At 57.9% G+C, this 15318-nt stretch carries 15 protein-coding genes; 12 read left to right on the top strand and 3 right to left on the bottom strand.

The annotated features are described in order from the left end of the window. Positions 1-7 precede the first annotated feature (7 nt). From rpsK to bfr, 6 genes are all read left to right on the top strand, one after another. Positions 8-397: a 30S ribosomal protein S11 gene (gene rpsK, locus D8U73_RS06660; RefSeq protein WP_002555466.1), complete on the top strand. Its 390-nt coding sequence runs from the start codon at positions 8-10 to the stop codon at positions 395-397. Between the two features lie 18 nt (positions 398-415). Continuing rightward, positions 416-1036: a 30S ribosomal protein S4 gene (gene rpsD / locus D8U73_RS06655; protein WP_003176404.1), complete on the top strand. Its 621-nt coding sequence runs from the start codon at positions 416-418 to the stop codon at positions 1034-1036. Positions 1037-1058: 22 nt separating this feature from the next. After that, on the top strand, positions 1059-2060 hold the full coding sequence (gene rpoA / locus D8U73_RS06650; RefSeq protein ID WP_007970428.1) for a DNA-directed RNA polymerase subunit alpha: 1002 nt from the start codon (positions 1059-1061) through the stop codon (positions 2058-2060). 42 nt (positions 2061-2102) lie between these two features. Then, entirely contained in the window at positions 2103-2489 is a 387-nt protein-coding gene (gene rplQ, locus D8U73_RS06645) for a 50S ribosomal protein L17 (protein ID WP_007970429.1), read from the top strand. A 208-nt stretch (positions 2490-2697) separates the two neighbouring features. Further along, positions 2698-4152, top strand: a complete 1455-nt coding sequence (locus D8U73_RS06640; RefSeq protein ID WP_130904022.1) for a catalase — start codon at positions 2698-2700, stop codon at positions 4150-4152. A gap of 149 nt (positions 4153-4301) precedes the next feature. Further along, positions 4302-4766 carry a bacterioferritin gene (gene bfr / locus D8U73_RS06635; protein ID WP_056855882.1) on the top strand — a complete coding sequence of 155 codons (465 nt, stop codon included), beginning with the start codon at positions 4302-4304 and terminating at the stop codon, positions 4764-4766. A 65-nt stretch (positions 4767-4831) separates the two neighbouring features. Here bfr and uvrA read toward each other — a convergent pair whose 3' ends face one another. After that, the gene (gene uvrA / locus D8U73_RS06630) at positions 4832-7666 is read right to left on the bottom strand and encodes an excinuclease ABC subunit UvrA (protein WP_056855881.1); all 2835 of its coding nucleotides are present in this window, start codon (positions 7664-7666) and stop codon (positions 4832-4834) included. A 191-nt stretch (positions 7667-7857) separates the two neighbouring features. On the opposite strand from uvrA, the gene D8U73_RS06625 reads away from it, so the two are divergent. The 3 genes from D8U73_RS06625 (at position 7858) to D8U73_RS06615 (ending at position 10796) form a co-directional block, all read left to right on the top strand. Next, positions 7858-9255, top strand: a complete 1398-nt coding sequence (locus D8U73_RS06625; protein ID WP_056855880.1) for an MFS transporter — start codon at positions 7858-7860, stop codon at positions 9253-9255. Positions 9256-9264: 9 nt separating this feature from the next. Continuing rightward, positions 9265-9777 carry a single-stranded DNA-binding protein gene (locus D8U73_RS06620; RefSeq protein ID WP_056855879.1) on the top strand — a complete coding sequence of 171 codons (513 nt, stop codon included), beginning with the start codon at positions 9265-9267 and terminating at the stop codon, positions 9775-9777. Between the two features lie 152 nt (positions 9778-9929). Then, complete coding sequence (locus D8U73_RS06615) at positions 9930-10796, top strand: AraC family transcriptional regulator (RefSeq protein ID WP_130904021.1); 867 nt, start codon at positions 9930-9932, stop codon at positions 10794-10796. A gap of 35 nt (positions 10797-10831) precedes the next feature. On the opposite strand, the gene D8U73_RS06610 is transcribed toward D8U73_RS06615, so the two are convergent. Continuing rightward, positions 10832-11332 (bottom strand): DUF417 family protein, encoded by a 501-nt coding sequence (locus tag D8U73_RS06610; protein ID WP_130904020.1) that lies wholly within the window; start codon positions 11330-11332, stop codon positions 10832-10834. A 243-nt stretch (positions 11333-11575) separates the two neighbouring features. Then, a complete protein-coding gene (locus D8U73_RS06605) occupies positions 11576-12124 on the bottom strand; it encodes a cysteine hydrolase family protein (protein WP_056855869.1) in 549 nt (182 codons plus the stop codon). A gap of 101 nt (positions 12125-12225) precedes the next feature. Here D8U73_RS06605 and D8U73_RS06600 point away from each other — a divergent pair, with 101 nt between their 5' ends. The 3 genes from D8U73_RS06600 to D8U73_RS06590 all read left to right on the top strand — a co-directional run bounded on the left by D8U73_RS06600 (position 12226) and on the right by D8U73_RS06590 (position 15279). Further along, positions 12226-13218 carry a GlxA family transcriptional regulator gene (locus D8U73_RS06600; RefSeq protein WP_130904019.1) on the top strand — a complete coding sequence of 331 codons (993 nt, stop codon included), beginning with the start codon at positions 12226-12228 and terminating at the stop codon, positions 13216-13218. A 203-nt stretch (positions 13219-13421) separates the two neighbouring features. Beyond that, the gene (locus D8U73_RS06595; RefSeq protein ID WP_130904018.1) at positions 13422-14531 is read left to right on the top strand and encodes a DUF3182 family protein; all 1110 of its coding nucleotides are present in this window, start codon (positions 13422-13424) and stop codon (positions 14529-14531) included. Next, the gene (locus tag D8U73_RS06590) at positions 14521-15279 is read left to right on the top strand and encodes an alpha/beta fold hydrolase (protein WP_130904017.1); all 759 of its coding nucleotides are present in this window, start codon (positions 14521-14523) and stop codon (positions 15277-15279) included. Before D8U73_RS06595 ends, D8U73_RS06590 begins: the two co-directional genes overlap by 11 nt. The last annotated feature ends 39 nt before the right edge of the window (positions 15280-15318 follow it).

Genomic DNA, 15318 nt, shown 5'->3' with positions numbered 1-15318 from the left:
TTTAATCATGGCAAAACCTGCTGCTCGTCCTCGTAAAAAAGTTAAAAAGACAGTGGTTGATGGCATCGCCCACATCCATGCATCTTTTAACAACACCATCGTGACCATCACCGACCGTCAAGGTAACGCTCTTTCCTGGGCTACCTCCGGTGGTTCGGGTTTCCGCGGTTCCCGCAAGTCCACCCCGTTTGCTGCTCAAGTAGCTGCTGAACGTGCTGGTCAAGCTGCGCTGGAATACGGCCTGAAAAACCTCGACGTCAACGTCAAAGGTCCAGGTCCAGGTCGTGAATCCGCAGTCCGCGCTTTGAACGGCTGTGGCTACAAGATCGCCAGCATCACCGACGTGACGCCAATCCCGCACAACGGGTGCCGTCCGCCGAAGAAGCGCCGCGTGTAATCCAGGAGATTGTAAAGAATGGCTCGTTACATTGGTCCAAAATGCAAACTCGCTCGTCGCGAAGGCACCGATCTCTTCCTGAAGAGCGGCGTGCGCGCGATCGAATCGAAGTGCAACATTGAAGCAGCACCTGGTATCCACGGCCAACGCCGCGGTCGCCAGTCCGACTACGGCACCCAACTGCGTGAAAAGCAGAAGGTCCGTCGTATCTACGGCGTTCTCGAGCGTCAGTTCAGCGGCTACTACAAAGAAGCTGCTGGCAAGAAAGGTGCAACCGGTGAAAACCTGCTGCAACTGCTCGAATGCCGTCTGGACAACGTTGTATACCGTATGGGCTTTGGTTCGACTCGTGCCGAATCCCGTCAGCTGGTATCGCACAAGTCGATCAGCGTAAACGGTCAGACCGTTAACGTTCCGTCCTACCAGGTTCGTGCTGGTGACGTGGTTGCTGTTCGCGAGAAAGCTAAAAACCAACTTCGCATTGTCCAAGCTCTCGATCTGTGTGCCCAACGTGGCCGCGTAGAATGGGTAGAAGTAGACACTGAGAAGAAGTCGGGCGTTTTCAAGAACGTTCCAGCTCGCAGTGATCTGTCCGCCGACATCAACGAAAGCCTGATTGTCGAGCTCTACTCCAAGTAAGGGCTAGAAAATAGGTGCATCCATGCAGATTTCGGTAAATGAGTTCCTGACACCCCGCCACATTGATGTGCAGGTTGTCAGTCCAACCCGCGCCAAGATCACTCTCGAGCCTCTCGAGCGTGGTTTTGGCCACACCCTGGGCAACGCGCTGCGCCGCATCCTGTTGTCCTCAATGCCTGGCTGTGCAGTAGTCGAGGCCGAGATTGACGGTGTGCTCCACGAGTACAGCGCCATCGAAGGTGTACAGGAAGACGTAATTGAAATCCTGTTGAACCTTAAAGGTCTGGCTATCAAGCTGCACGGCCGTGACGAAGTTACGCTGACCTTGTCGAAGAAGGGTTCGGGGGTGGTTACCGCTGCCGATATTCAGCTGGATCATGATGTCGAGATCGTTAACCCCGATCACGTAATCGCTAACCTGGCGTCTAACGGCGCCCTGAACATGAAGCTCGTAGTAGCTCGTGGTCGTGGTTATGAACCAGCAGACTCGCGTCAGAGCGATGAAGACGAAAGCCGCAGCATCGGTCGCTTGCAGCTCGACTCTTCGTTCAGCCCGGTTCGCCGTATCGCATACGTGGTGGAAAACGCCCGTGTCGAGCAGCGTACCAACCTGGACAAGCTGGTTATTGATCTGGAAACCAACGGTACTCTGGATCCTGAAGAGGCAATCCGTCGCGCGGCAACCATTCTGCAACAGCAGTTGGCTGCGTTCGTCGACCTCAAAGGTGACAGTGAGCCAGTGGTTGTCGAGCAGGAAGACGAGATCGATCCGATCCTGCTTCGCCCGGTTGACGATCTGGAACTGACTGTACGTTCGGCTAACTGCCTTAAGGCGGAAAACATTTACTACATCGGCGACCTGATTCAGCGTACCGAAGTAGAACTGTTGAAGACTCCGAACCTGGGCAAGAAATCCTTGACTGAAATCAAGGACGTTCTGGCCTCCCGCGGTCTGTCCCTCGGCATGCGCCTCGACAACTGGCCGCCTGCAAGTCTTAAGAAGGACGACAAGGCGACTGCCTGATCGTCGTAATCACCGAACGTAGTGTTTGGTAAGGAATGAACCATGCGTCATCGTAAAAGTGGTCGTCACCTCAGCCGCACCAGCTCGCACCGCAAGGCCATGTTCCAAAACATGGCGGTGTCGCTGTTCGAGCACGAGCTGATCAAAACTACTCTGCCAAAAGCTAAAGAACTGCGCCGCGTTGCCGAGCCGCTGATCACTTTGGCCAAGACAGACAGCGTTGCTAACCGCCGCCTGGCTTTCGACCGTACTCGTTCGAAAGCTATCGTTGGTAAGCTCTTCAACGACCTGGGCAAGCGTTACGCTACCCGTGAGGGTGGCTACCTGCGCATCCTCAAGTGCGGTTTCCGCGCTGGCGACAACGCGCCTATGGCGTACGTCGAGTTGGTTGATCGTGCTACTGCTGGCGAAGCTGTATCCGCCGAGTAAGACGTCAGTCTGAAACAAAGAACCGGGCCTAGCGCCCGGTTTTTTGTGTCCGCTTCAAAAGCCCGCCGAGCCGCCTATAAATTGAAGAGTGATCAGGTTTCTCTATCGATTTATATCAGTCAATGAATTAGAAGATGTCATCTCGATCGTCAATACTTCCTTTCAGCCGTTTAGCCGGCAGTTCAAGACCGACAAAGGAAGAGATCGCATGAGCCAAAACAAAACGCTTACCACCGCCAGTGGCGCTCCTGTCGCCGATAACCAGAATTCCCGATCCGCCGGTCCTCGTGGCCCGCTGCTGCTCGACGATTTTCATCTGATCGAGAAGCTTGCCCACTTCAATCGTGAAAACATCCCGGAACGCCGTGTACACGCCAAAGGCTCGGGCGCTTACGGTACCTTCACCGTGACGCGTGACATCACTCAGTTCACTAGCGCCAAGCTGTTCGAGACTGTAGGTAAGCAGACTCCGACGTTTCTGCGGTTCTCAACCGTTGGTGGTGAGCGTGGTTCGGCAGACACCGAACGTGACCCCCGCGGCTTTGCCTTGAAGTTCTATACCGAAGAAGGTAACTGGGACATTGTCGGCAACAACACACCGGTGTTTTTCATTCGAGATCCGCTGAAATTCCCGGACTTTATCCACACGCAAAAGCGTCTGCCGCAGAGCAACCTCAAGAGTGCGCAGGCGATGTGGGATTTCTGGTCGCATTCTCCAGAGGCATTGCATCAGGTCACGATCCTGTTCTCAGATCGCGGCATCCCTGATGGTTACCGTCACATGCACGGCTTTGGTAGCCACACGTATAGCTTGATCAACGCCAGTGGCGAGCGTCATTGGGTCAAGTGGCACTACAAGACCCGGCAGGGCATCAAGAATCTGGCACCGGCAGATGCAGCGCGTCTGGCCGGGACTGATCCTGATTACGCTCAGCGCGACCTGTTTGAGGCCATCGAGCGCGGTGACTTTCCGAAATGGAGCGTGTGCATTCAGATCATGACGCAAGCTCAGGCTGCCGCACATTATGAAAACCCGTTTGATGTCACCAAAACGTGGTCGCAGAAAGAGTTTCCGCTGATCGAGGTCGGTGAGCTGGAACTCAATCGCAACCCGCTCAATTACTTCGCTGAGGTTGAGCAAGCCGCATTCGGTCCTAGCAATATGGTGCCGGGTGTTGGTCTGTCGCCGGATCGCATGCTGCAAGGCCGAGTATTCGCGTATGCGGATGCACATCGCTACCGTGTTGGTACCAACCACCAGCAACTGCCGGTGAACGCGCCTCGCAGTCCTGTAAACACCTATCAGCGTGATGGCTCCATGGCTTTTGGAAGCAATGGCGGTGCGGCACCGAACTACGAGCCGAACAGCTATGTGGAGGCACCTAAACAGGCGCCTCGTTATGCCGAGCCTGCGTTGGCTGTAAGCGGGGCTGCCGATCGCTATGACCATCGTGAGGACACCGACTACTACAGCCACGCCGGTGCACTTTTCCGATTGATGAGCGATGAGCAGAAAAACTTGCTGGTCAGCAACATCGCTGGAGCAATGGCAGGTGTGTCGAGTGATGTGGTCGACCGGCAGTTGCAGCATTTCTTCAAGGCCGACCCGGCGTATGGAGAAGCAATCGCAACGCTACTCAACGTACAGCTTAACGAAGTCTAAATGAGAAGCAGAACCGCCCTTATTAGGGCGGTTTTTGCGTTATTTCAGCTGGTTTTCTCAGAATATCTTCGCTTTTATTGCGTCTGCCGAGTGACGTTGCAGCCCGGTTGGTTCAAACTACAGACTTTAAAGCAGGGAGATGTAGGGCGATGCAAGGCCACCCAGACGTTATCGATTACCTCAACACGTTGCTGACCGGCGAGCTGGCCGCGCGTGATCAATATTTCGTCCACTCGCGGATGTATGAGGACTGGGGTTTCACCAAGCTCTACGAACGTATCAACCATGAAATGGAAGAAGAAGCAGGTCATGCTGATGCGCTGATGCGTCGCATCCTGATGCTCGAAGGCACACCGCGTATGCGTCCGGACGACCTCGATGTCGGCACCACCGTACCGGAAATGCTCGAAGCGGATCTGCGTCTCGAGTACAAAGTTCGCGCCGCTCTGTGCAAAGGTATCGAGCTTTGCGAGCAGCACCAGGATTACGTTAGCCGCGAAATGTTACGCATCCAGCTCAACGACACCGAAGAAGATCACACTTACTGGCTGGAGAAGCAGCTGGGTCTGATCAAGTTGATCGGTCTCGAGAACTACCTGCAATCCCACACCTGATCTCAGCGAATACAAAAAAGCCCCTGTCACCGATAAAGTGACAGGGGCTTTTTCATTGCGTCAGGTCAGGCGCGATCACGCTCCAGCAGCGGCTTGAGGTAGTAACCCGTGTGAGACTGCTTCATTTCGGCCACCTCTTCGGGTGTGCCGACCGCAATGATCTGTCCACCCTTTGACCCGCCTTCCGGCCCCAGATCCACCAGCCAGTCGGCGGTCTTGATCACGTCCAGGTTGTGTTCGATGACGACGACTGTGTTGCCGTGGTCGCGCAATCGATGCAGTACGTCGAGCAGTTGCTGGATGTCCGCGAAATGCAGCCCTGTCGTCGGCTCGTCAAGGATGTACAACGTCTTGCCGGTATCGCGCTTGGAGAGCTCGCGGGACAGTTTGACCCGCTGGGCCTCACCACCGGACAAGGTTGTCGCCGATTGCCCCAGCTTGATGTACGACAGGCCGACGTCCATCAACGTTTGCAGCTTGCGCGCCAGCGCCGGTACAGCGTCGAAGAACTCACGCGCTTCCTCGATGGTCATCTCAAGCGTTTCATGGATGCTCTTGCCCTTGTATTTGATCTCAAGGGTTTCACGGTTGTAGCGTTTGCTCTTGCAAACATCGCATGGCACATAGATGTCGGGCAGAAAGTGCATTTCGACCTTGATCAAGCCATCGCCCTGGCAAGCTTCGCAGCGACCGCCCTTCACGTTGAAGGAGAAACGCCCGGGGCCATAACCGCGGGAACGTGATTCAGGCACGCCAGCGAACAACTCGCGAATCGGCGTGAACAAACCGGTGTAAGTCGCCGGGTTGGAGCGCGGCGTGCGACCGATCGGGCTCTGATCGATGTCGACAACTTTGTCCAGATGCTCCAGTCCCTTGATGCTGTCGTGGGCCGCGGCTTCCAGCGTGGTTGCGCCATTCAGAGCCGTGGCGCTCAGTGGGAAAAGCGTGTTGTTGATCAGCGTCGATTTGCCCGAGCCGGAGACTCCGGTCACGCATGTCAGCAGGCCGATCGGGATTTCCAGGTCGACATTGCGCAAGTTGTTGCCGCGAGCGCCCTTGAGCGACAACGACAACTTCTTGTTGCGCGGCGTGCGTTTGGCGGGTACCTGGATTTTCACCCGGCCCGACAGGTACTTGCCGGTCAGGGAGTCCGGGTGGGCCATGACTTCGGCCGGTGTACCTTCGGCGACGATATGACCGCCGTGAACCCCGGCGCCTGGGCCGATATCCACCACGTAGTCGGCCAGACGGATCGCATCTTCGTCGTGTTCGACGACGATCACCGTGTTGCCGATGTCGCGCAGGTGCTTGAGGGTACCCAGTAGCCGGTCGTTATCACGCTGGTGAAGGCCGATCGATGGTTCGTCGAGGATGTACAGAACGCCCACCAGCCCAGCGCCGATCTGACTCGCCAGACGAATACGCTGCGCTTCACCACCGGACAGCGTGTCCGCGCTGCGATCCAGCGACAGATAGTCGAGGCCGACGTTGACCAGGAACTGAAGGCGTTCGCGGATTTCCTTGAGAATCTTGTCGGCGATTTCCCCGCGACGGCCGGTCAGTTTCAGGCCACCGAAGTAGTCACAGGCATCGCCGATCGGCAGATTGGTGACTGCCGGCAAGGTTTTCTCACCGACCCACACATGCCGCGCCTCACGGCGCAAGCGGGTGCCGCGGCAGTCCGGACACGACTGGGTGCTGAGGAACTTGGCCAGTTCTTCACGCACCGAGGCCGATTCGGTTTCGCGGTAGCGCCGCTCCAGATTCGGCACGATGCCTTCGAACGGGTGCGAGCGTTTGACGATGTCGCCACGGTCGTTCAGGTACTTGAAGTCGACGTTCTGCGAGCCACTGCCGTGCAGGATCTGCTTTTGTTGATCGGCCGGCAGTTCGTTGAATGGCACTTCCAGACTGAACTTGAAGTGGGAGGCCAGTGACCCGAGCATCTGGAAGTAATAGACGTTGCGCCGGTCCCAGCCACGTATCGCGCCTTCGGCCAGCGTCAGTTCGCCATTGACCAGCCGCTTGATGTCAAAGAACTGCTTCACACCCAAACCATCGCAAGTCGGGCAGGCGCCGGCCGGGTTATTGAAGGAAAACAGCTTCGGTTCGAGTTCGCTGATGGCGTGACCGCAAATCGGGCAGGCGAAGCGTGCGGAGAAGATCATCTCTTCGCCGGGCTCGTCGTCCATCGGCGCCACGAGGGCGATGCCGTCCGCCAGTTTCAGTGCGGTCTCGAAGGATTCGGCCAGACGCTGCTGCAGGTCGGGACGGACCTTGAACCGGTCGACCACGACATCAATGGAGTGCTTCTTCTGTTTGTCGAGCTTGGGCGCTTCGTCCAGCTCATACAGCTTGCCGTTGATCCGGGCGCGTACAAACCCTTGGGCGCGCAGCTCTTCGAAAACCGACAGGTGTTCGCCTTTACGCTCGCGGATGACCGGGGCCAACAGCATCAGTTTACTGCCCTCCGGTTCGGCGAGGACCAGATCGACCATCTGGCTGACAGTCTGCGCTTCCAGCGGAATGTCATGGTCCGGGCAACGCGGAATACCCACGCGTGCATACAGCAAACGCAGGTAGTCGTAGATTTCGGTGATGGTGCCGACGGTCGAGCGCGGGTTGTGCGAGGTCGATTTCTGTTCGATGGAGATCGCCGGCGACAAGCCTTCGATGGTGTCGACGTCGGGCTTTTCCATCATCGACAGGAACTGGCGGGCATACGCCGACAGCGATTCGACGTAGCGGCGCTGGCCTTCGGCGTACAACGTGTCGAACGCCAGGGAAGACTTGCCGGAGCCGGACAGGCCGGTGATGACGATCAGCTTGTCCCGTGGCAGGGTCAGGTCGATGTTCTTAAGGTTGTGGGTTCGAGCCCCACGAATCAGGATCTTGTCCAAGGTGGCCTCGCTTGGCGGGCGTCGAAAACGTAGGAGTATACGGCCAAATACTGGATGGATGCACACTATCGAATGATGTCATTGCAGGCTTACATGAAAGCTCTGTCATCTACACGCGGCAAAGCGTCGCGATATACCCTGCCAATCGATGGGACTGGTAGAATCGCCGCCGGTTCACATGAGGTTTTTCCATGCACGATCCCCACAGCGAACGCATGAGTGGCAGCGAGACCCGCGCAGCGAGCGGTCTGGCCCTGGTGTTCGCCTTCCGTATGCTTGGCATGTTCATGGTGTTGCCGGTGCTGGCGACCTATGGCATGGACCTGGCAGGCGCGACCCCGGCCCTGATCGGGCTGGCGATTGGCGCTTATGGCCTGACCCAGGCGATTTTCCAGATTCCCTTTGGTTTCATTTCCGACCGTATCGGTCGCCGCCCGGTGATCTACCTTGGGCTGATCATCTTCGCCCTGGGCAGCGTATTGGCGGCCAACGCCGATTCGATCTGGGGCGTGATCGCCGGTCGCATCCTGCAGGGCGCCGGGGCGATTTCCGCAGCGGTCATGGCGTTGCTGTCGGACCTGACCCGCGAACAGCACCGGACCAAGGCCATGGCCATGATCGGTATGACCATCGGTCTGTCGTTCGCCGTCGCGATGGTCGTGGGGCCATTGCTGACCCGTGCCTTCGGCCTGTCCGGGCTGTTTCTTGCCACGGGCGGCATGGCGCTGTTGGGCATTGTGATCGTGATGTTCATGGTGCCGCGCTCCACCGGGCCGTTGCAGCATCGCGAGTCCGGCGTGGCGCGCCAGGCTTTGATTCCTACCCTTAAACACCCGGATCTGCTGCGTCTGGATCTGGGGATTTTTGTCCTGCATGCAATGCTGATGTCGAGCTTCGTTGCCTTGCCGCTGGCGCTGGTGGAAAAAGCCGGGCTGCCCAAGGAGCAGCATTGGTGGGTGTACCTGACTGCGTTGCTGATTTCTTTCTTCGCCATGATTCCGTTCATTATCTACGGCGAGAAGCGACGCAAAATGAAACGAGTTTTACTCGGCGCCGTCGTGACGCTGATGCTCACTGAGCTATTCTTCTGGCAGTTTGGCGATAGCTTGCGGACTCTGGTGATCGGTACGGTGGTGTTCTTCACCGCGTTCAATCTGCTGGAAGCCTCATTGCCATCGCTGATCAGCAAGGTTTCACCGGCCGGCGGCAAAGGCACGGCGATGGGGGTGTATTCCACCAGTCAGTTCCTCGGATCGGCATTGGGCGGGATACTCGGCGGCTGGTTGTTCCAGCATGGCGGTTTGTCGGTTGTCTTCCTGGGATGTGCCGGGCTGGCTGCACTTTGGTTGGTCTTTGCTGTTACCATGCGCGAACCTCCCTATGTAACGAGCCTGCGCTTGCCGTTGTCGCCCGAAGCGATTCGTGAAGCTGGCCTGATCGAGCGCCTCAAGGCCGTCGTAGGGGTAACAGATGCAATTGTCGTTGCCGATGAAGCCGCCATTTACATCAAACTGGACACAGAATTATTGGATCGCACCACTCTCGAGCGTCTGGTGAACAACCCGGCCGCGACAGCGTGCGAAGCCTAGGAGAACGCAATGGCCCGTGGGGTTAACAAAGTCATATTGGTCGGCACTTGCGGCCAGGATCCTGAAGTTCGCTACCTGCCCAATGGCAACGCCGTGACCAACCTGAGTCTGGCGACCAGCGAGCAATGGACTGACAAGCAAACCGGTCAGAAAGTCGAAAAGACCGAATGGCACCGTGTGTCGATGTTCGGCAAGGTCGCAGAAATCGCTGGCGAGTACCTGCGTAAAGGTTCGCAGGTCTACATCGAAGGCAAACTGCAGACCCGCGAATGGGAAAAAGACGGTATCAAGCGTTACACCACTGAAATCGTGGTCGACATGCAAGGCACCATGCAATTGCTGGGCGGCCGTCCTCAGGGCGACCAGCAGGCTCAGGGCGGCGGTAACTACCAGCAATCCGCTCCGCGCCAGCAGGCTCCACGTCCTGCTCCGCAACAACAGCCACAGCGTCCGGCCCCACAGCAGGCCGCACCGCAACCGGCTCCGGATTTCGACAGCTTCGATGACGATATCCCGTTCTGATTCCTGCAAGCAGCAATAGAACCTGAAAAGCCCGGCTTCCGTATGGATGCCGGGCTTTTCGAATTTTCACCTGGGAAAATCCTGCGGGGGACAGGCCCGACCCAGGTGCGGTGGTATTCTGCTACAGGTGTAGAGCCTGTGAAGAATTGCCCATGGATCGCCTATCCACGTTGTTGTCACAGTTTGGCGTACGCGCAAATCTGTTTTACAGCGGCAAGCTGTGCGGAGTGTCTACCTATGAGGGTGCCGACCAACGCGGTCATATTCATCTGTTGCAGGCCGGCTCTGTCACGTTGAAAGTCCCCGGGCGGCGCGAAATGCTGTTAACGCGCCCAAGCCTGATTTTCCTGCCACGCCCCAGCCGTCACCAACTCATCGCCAGTGAGCCTGAGGGCGCTCAGCTGTTATGCGCGTCGATGGTGTTTGATGGCGGTGTCAGCAATCCTCTATGTGTTTCGCTTCCGGACCTGCTGGTGCTACCCCTGGATGAGTTGCCGCTGCTGGCGGACACCTTGAGATGGTTGTTCAGTGAAGCTGCGGATGGGCATTGTGGCAGGGAAGCGGTGCTTGATCGCTTGTTCGAACTGTTGATTATCCTGCTGTTCCGGCATTTGCTCGATCACCAGCAGTTGAGCACCGGCATGATGGCCGGATTGGCCGATGCGCGCCTGGCTCGCTCGCTGATACAGATGCACAACCATCCTCAACGCCCCTGGTCCGTGGCGGAGCTGGCGAACGAGTCGAACATGTCGCGCGCCGCGTATGCGCTGCATTTTCGTGCGGTCCTGGGACAAACCCCGCTGGATTATCTTTTGAGCTGGCGGATCAGTCTGGCGCAGAAGCGTTTGCGGGAGGGACGGCCGATAACGCTGATCGCCGACGAAGTGGGCTATGAAAGTCCTTCGGCACTCGCCCGTGCCTTTCGCCGCAAGACCGGCAGCAGTCCACGGGACTGGATGAAATCACTGAGCGGTGAGGGCGTCTTTCTAGCGCAAGACGGCGATGACCTGAATGTATGAACTGATTCAGGCCATCGGTGGATGAGGTTGTCAGCTCAAGGGGTTTCCAATCGGGTCAGCGAATGGCCTGCCACGAACAGGGACGCGGCAAGCAAGCCGATGTCCTTGAGCAGGAACTGGCCTGGCGCGACGGTAATGGCCGGGAAACCAAGACCGGGCTCGACCACACCGGGCGTCGAGAACATAAAGCTCAACGTGGTGAAAAACAATCCGGCCGACAAAGCGCCCCCAATCAATGAAAGCTTTGGTGAGAACAGGCGGCCCGCAATCAGTACACCGATCGAAACTTCCAGGACACCCAGCAAACTGGAAAACAGATCGACGCTGAAAAGCTGATAGACCCAACCCAGCAAGGGACTGTTGCTCACCAGGGGGACCAGCCCCTGCGCTTCGTAGTGAGTGAATTTCATTCCGCCGAACCAGAAGTAGATTACGGCAAGAGCGAAATAGATACCGTAGGCCCCGATCGCCATGGTGGTGAGACCCAGGGATGTTTTTTTCTTCAGGCTGTCGGTGCTGATAGTCATGCTGTTCATTGTTCAGGCTTCCAGTGAGTTTTCTCGAAAGTGGCATGGGTGCAAGCAACAATCCCCCGCGGGTGCGTTGGGAGTGAGGCCATTGTTAGCGTTGGCATGACTTTCCAGCGTTCTGGCGGTCTTGCGTTCGGTGCAGATCGTCCAGATTCACAGGCGATAAAAAGCCCATGGCATTTGCGGCCATGGGCTTTTGCATTTTTGTTGCCGGTCAGGTTCTGGCAAATGCCAGCATGACCGAAGTGATTATCGGGCCAGGAACTCGTCGGTCGACACCACGCTGGCATAAGCAAAACCCAGTGCCGACATGAAGGCGGCATGCACATGGGCTGCCGGGACGGTGAGGCCATTGAACTCCAGATCGCGGGAGGCGCAGGCGTCATGGATCACCGTAACGCTGTAGCCCAGATCATTGGCCGCCCGGGTGATGCCATCGACGCACATGTGGCTCATGCTGCCGACGACCACCAGCTCCTTGATGCCTTGCTCGTCGAGGATCGACTGTAGTTCGGTTTCGCGGAACGAGTTGACGAAGTGCTTGAGCACCACCGGCTCATTGGCCTGGTTGAGGACTTTGGGGTGAAGCTTGGCGCCCTCGGAGTTCGGGGTGAAAAACGGCGCGTCCTCTGAGGTGAATTCGTGGCGAATGTGCACCACCGAATCACCGGCCTCGCGAAAAGCCTTGAGCAGGCGAACGGCGTTGTCGGCAGCGGCATCGGCGCCGACCAGCGGCCACTTGCCTTGGGGGAAGTAGTCGTTTTGGATATCGACTACGATGAGTGCTTGCTTGGCCATGACTGTTTCCTCGAAGTGCGGTTTGGTGTGGAATCAAGTATTGGCTTGTGCAGGCCTTCCGAGGATTGGCCGCACCGACAATTGAAAGGGGAAAACTGACAATGGACGCACAAAGGCCAATCGCCGAACTGGGGGTGGTGATCTATCCCGGCGCGCAAATGGCGGCGGTGCATGGCTTGACGGACCTGTTCGGGGTGGCCAACCGGATTGCCGGGGAACATCAGGCAGCACATCTGCCGTTGTTGCGCGTCAGCCATTGGCAGGTCGAGGGTGACCGGGAACCGGTGCGGGTTTACGACAGCCATCCCGGCCCCGAGCACGCGTTAGTGGCGGTGATGATTCCGCCGTCGATTGCCGGGTTCTCCGAAGGCCAGGCGCCGCAAGGGCTGATTCAGTGGATTCGACAGCAGCACGCCGACGGAGCAACTCTGGGCGGCGTCTGTGTCGGCTCGATCCTGCTGGCTGAAAGTGGTCTGCTCGACGGTCGTAGCGCCACGACTCACTGGACTTCGTCCAAGACCTTTGCCGAGCGTTATCCGGCCATCAAACTCAAGGCCGACACGCCGATTGTCGACGATGGCGACTTGATCACCACTGCCGGATTGATGGCCTGGTCGGAACTGGGGTTGCGTCTGGTGGATCGTCTGCTGGGGCCAAGCATTGCCACCGGCACCGCGCGTTTTCTGGTGGTCGAACACAGCGACAGCGCCAGCGAGTGCGGCAGCAACTTTGCGCCGATCCTCAACCATGGCGATGGGGCGATACTCAAGGTCCAGCACTGGCTGCAAAGCACCGGGGCCACTGACGTTTCGCTCACGACGATGGCTGAGCGCGCAGGGTTGGAGGAGCGTACGTTTCTGCGCCGGTTTCGCGCGGCCACCGGGCTCAAGCCCACCGAGTACTGCCAGCACCTGCGTGTCGGCAAGGCACGGGAAATGCTCGAGTTCACCAATGGCACCATCGATCACATTGCCTGGACCGTGGGCTATCAGGACCCGGGGGCTTTCCGTTCGACGTTCAAGAAAATTACCGGGCTGGCGCCGAGTGATTACCGGACGCGGTTTGGGGTGACGCCAGCCGCTGCGAACCGATAATCACCACAACCTCCCTGCAGGAGCGTTTATTGGTCGTGCAAATTGCATGGAGTGGATTTGCTGTCGTGCAGAATAAAGCAGGCGCCATGCCATCACCGCTCGCGTAAATGTTTGATTGAAAAAGCGTTTTCCCGCTACCCCGATTGGCCTGATCTCTGCACCTGCAAAGGCTACATTCTCAAGCGACGATTCAAGGGGGATGCATGACCCCGGCAAACCGCAAGAAACTGGTAGTCGCCCATTCGGTGCACCCTGATGCGCCGCAGCATGAAGTCGAAACCAACCGCGCGTTGGCCCGCTGGCTGGCGCAAATTCTCGGGCTCAAGTTCGGTGGCAGCTTCGACCCGCAACAGCATGCCGGTCGAGACCTTTACTTGCTGCCAACCCAGACGCTGGTGGGTGCCGCGGCCGCTTGTCAACTGGGCATCAAGGGGCCGGAAGATTTGTGGGGCGGGTATGTCGAGCATGACTTCATCTGCACCAAGGCGATCAGCCACGGCTTGTTGAACTACCACGCTCATGCGCCGAAAGGCTGGGCGCCGCTGTTTTCCGAGCGTGTGCGCAGTGTCGTGCTCGACGGTCTCAGCGTGTTCTCGTTCGCTGATGCACGGCCGGCGGCGGAGCATCTGCTCTACACCGGGCCAATACGTCTCAAGCCCATTCATGCTTGCGCCGGACGCGGTCAGGAAGTGATCAGCAGCCTCGATCAATTCGACGAGATACTCGCTCGCCCTGAAGCCAAAGCGTTGTTCAATGAGGGCGTAGTGCTGGAACAGGACCTGGACCAGGTGATCACCCACAGCGTCGGTCAGAGTTTCATCGGCGACACCGTGCTGAGTTACTGCGGTGATCAATACTTGACCGAAGACGCTCACGGCGAAGAGGTCTATGGTGGTTCCAACCTGCTGGTAGTGCAGGGTAGCTACGATGATCTGTTGAAGCTGGACTTGCCGGAGGATGTGCAACTGGCGATCCACCAGGCGCAGGTGTTCGACAGGGCCGCTGATGAAGCCTATCCCGCTTTTTATGCCTCGCGGCGTAACTACGACATCGCCCAAGGGCTGGCCAGCGACGGCAAGCGGCGTAGCGGGGTGCTCGAACAATCCTGGCGCATGGGCGGTGCCAGTAGCGCCGAAGTGGCAGCGTTGCAGGCATTTCTCAATGATCCTGCAATGCGTGCGATCCGGGTGTCTTCGGTGGAAACCTACATCGATCAGGCGCTGCCCGCGGACGCCATCGAGGTGTACCGGGGGCCGGCGCAAAACAGTGATTTTCTTCTCAAGTATGTAACGGTCAAATCCTATGACGGCTAGAAGCGAAAGCATTCAAATCGACATTGACGACGAACAGATGAGCGGGACGTTCCTCAGTCCCAAATCCAAGGTCCCTGGCGTGTTATTTGTGCACGGCTGGGGCGGCAGTCAGGAGCGAGACCTGGAACGGGCCAAAGGTATTGCCGGCCTGGGGTGTGTCTGCCTGACATTCGATCTTCGCGGACACACCGGAGGCACGGGGATTCCACTGTCACGGGTGACTCGCGAAGATAATCTGCGTGACCTGTTGGCAGCTTACGATCGCTTGCTGGCGCACCCGGCACTCGATACCTCGGCCATTGCCGTGGTGGGCACCAGTTACGGCGGTTACCTGGCCTCGATCCTGACGTCGTTGCGCCCTGTGCGTTGGCTGGCGTTGCGGGTGCCGGCGCTGTATCGCGACGATAAATGGCACACGCCAAAGCGGGATTTGGACAAGCTCGACCTGCGCGATTACCGCAGCACGCTCGTGCGTGCCGACAGCAATCGCGCCTTGCACGCCTGCTCGGAATTCACCGGGGATGTTCTGCTGGTGGAATCGGAGACCGATGCCTATGTACCTCACGCAACCATCATGAGCTACCGCGCGGCGTGCCAGCAGACTCACTCGTTGACGCACCGGATTATCGACGGTGCCGATCACGCATTGAGCGATCCGGTTTCACAGCAGGCTTACACCTCGATCCTCGTGGACTGGATCACGGAAATGGTGGTGGGTGAGCGTTTGAGCATTATTCAGTCCAAGTGATTGGTGGTGTTCTTTAAGGCGCCATCGAAGGCGCCATCG

Source organism: Pseudomonas sp. Sample_22, from assembly GCF_004307635.1.
Classification (GTDB): Bacteria; Pseudomonadota; Gammaproteobacteria; order Pseudomonadales; family Pseudomonadaceae; genus Aquipseudomonas.
The sequence above is the reverse complement of the archived record's forward strand: the minus strand, read 5'-3'. Positions and strand labels throughout refer to the sequence as shown.

Bases quoted from the DNA above. Each gene is read 5' to 3' on its own strand.
- bfr (WP_056855882.1), top strand. From the start codon at position 4,302: ATGCAAGGCCACCCAGACGTTATCGATTACCTCAACACGTTGCTGACC.
- rplQ (WP_007970429.1), top strand. From the start codon at position 2,103: ATGCGTCATCGTAAAAGTGGTCGTCACCTCAGCCGCACCAGCTCGCAC.
- D8U73_RS06625 (WP_056855880.1), top strand. From the start codon at position 7,858: ATGCACGATCCCCACAGCGAACGCATGAGTGGCAGCGAGACCCGCGCA.
- rpsD (WP_003176404.1), top strand. From the start codon at position 416: ATGGCTCGTTACATTGGTCCAAAATGCAAACTCGCTCGTCGCGAAGGC.
- rpoA (WP_007970428.1), top strand. From the start codon at position 1,059: ATGCAGATTTCGGTAAATGAGTTCCTGACACCCCGCCACATTGATGTG.
- D8U73_RS06590 (WP_130904017.1), top strand. From the start codon at position 14,521: ATGACGGCTAGAAGCGAAAGCATTCAAATCGACATTGACGACGAACAG.
- D8U73_RS06600 (WP_130904019.1), top strand. From the start codon at position 12,226: ATGGACGCACAAAGGCCAATCGCCGAACTGGGGGTGGTGATCTATCCC.
- D8U73_RS06595 (WP_130904018.1), top strand. From the start codon at position 13,422: ATGACCCCGGCAAACCGCAAGAAACTGGTAGTCGCCCATTCGGTGCAC.
- D8U73_RS06605 (WP_056855869.1), bottom strand. From the start codon at position 12,124: ATGGCCAAGCAAGCACTCATCGTAGTCGATATCCAAAACGACTACTTC.
- D8U73_RS06620 (WP_056855879.1), top strand. From the start codon at position 9,265: ATGGCCCGTGGGGTTAACAAAGTCATATTGGTCGGCACTTGCGGCCAG.
- D8U73_RS06610 (WP_130904020.1), bottom strand. From the start codon at position 11,332: ATGAACAGCATGACTATCAGCACCGACAGCCTGAAGAAAAAAACATCC.
- rpsK (WP_002555466.1), top strand. From the start codon at position 8: ATGGCAAAACCTGCTGCTCGTCCTCGTAAAAAAGTTAAAAAGACAGTG.
- D8U73_RS06640 (WP_130904022.1), top strand. From the start codon at position 2,698: ATGAGCCAAAACAAAACGCTTACCACCGCCAGTGGCGCTCCTGTCGCC.
- D8U73_RS06615 (WP_130904021.1), top strand. From the start codon at position 9,930: ATGGATCGCCTATCCACGTTGTTGTCACAGTTTGGCGTACGCGCAAAT.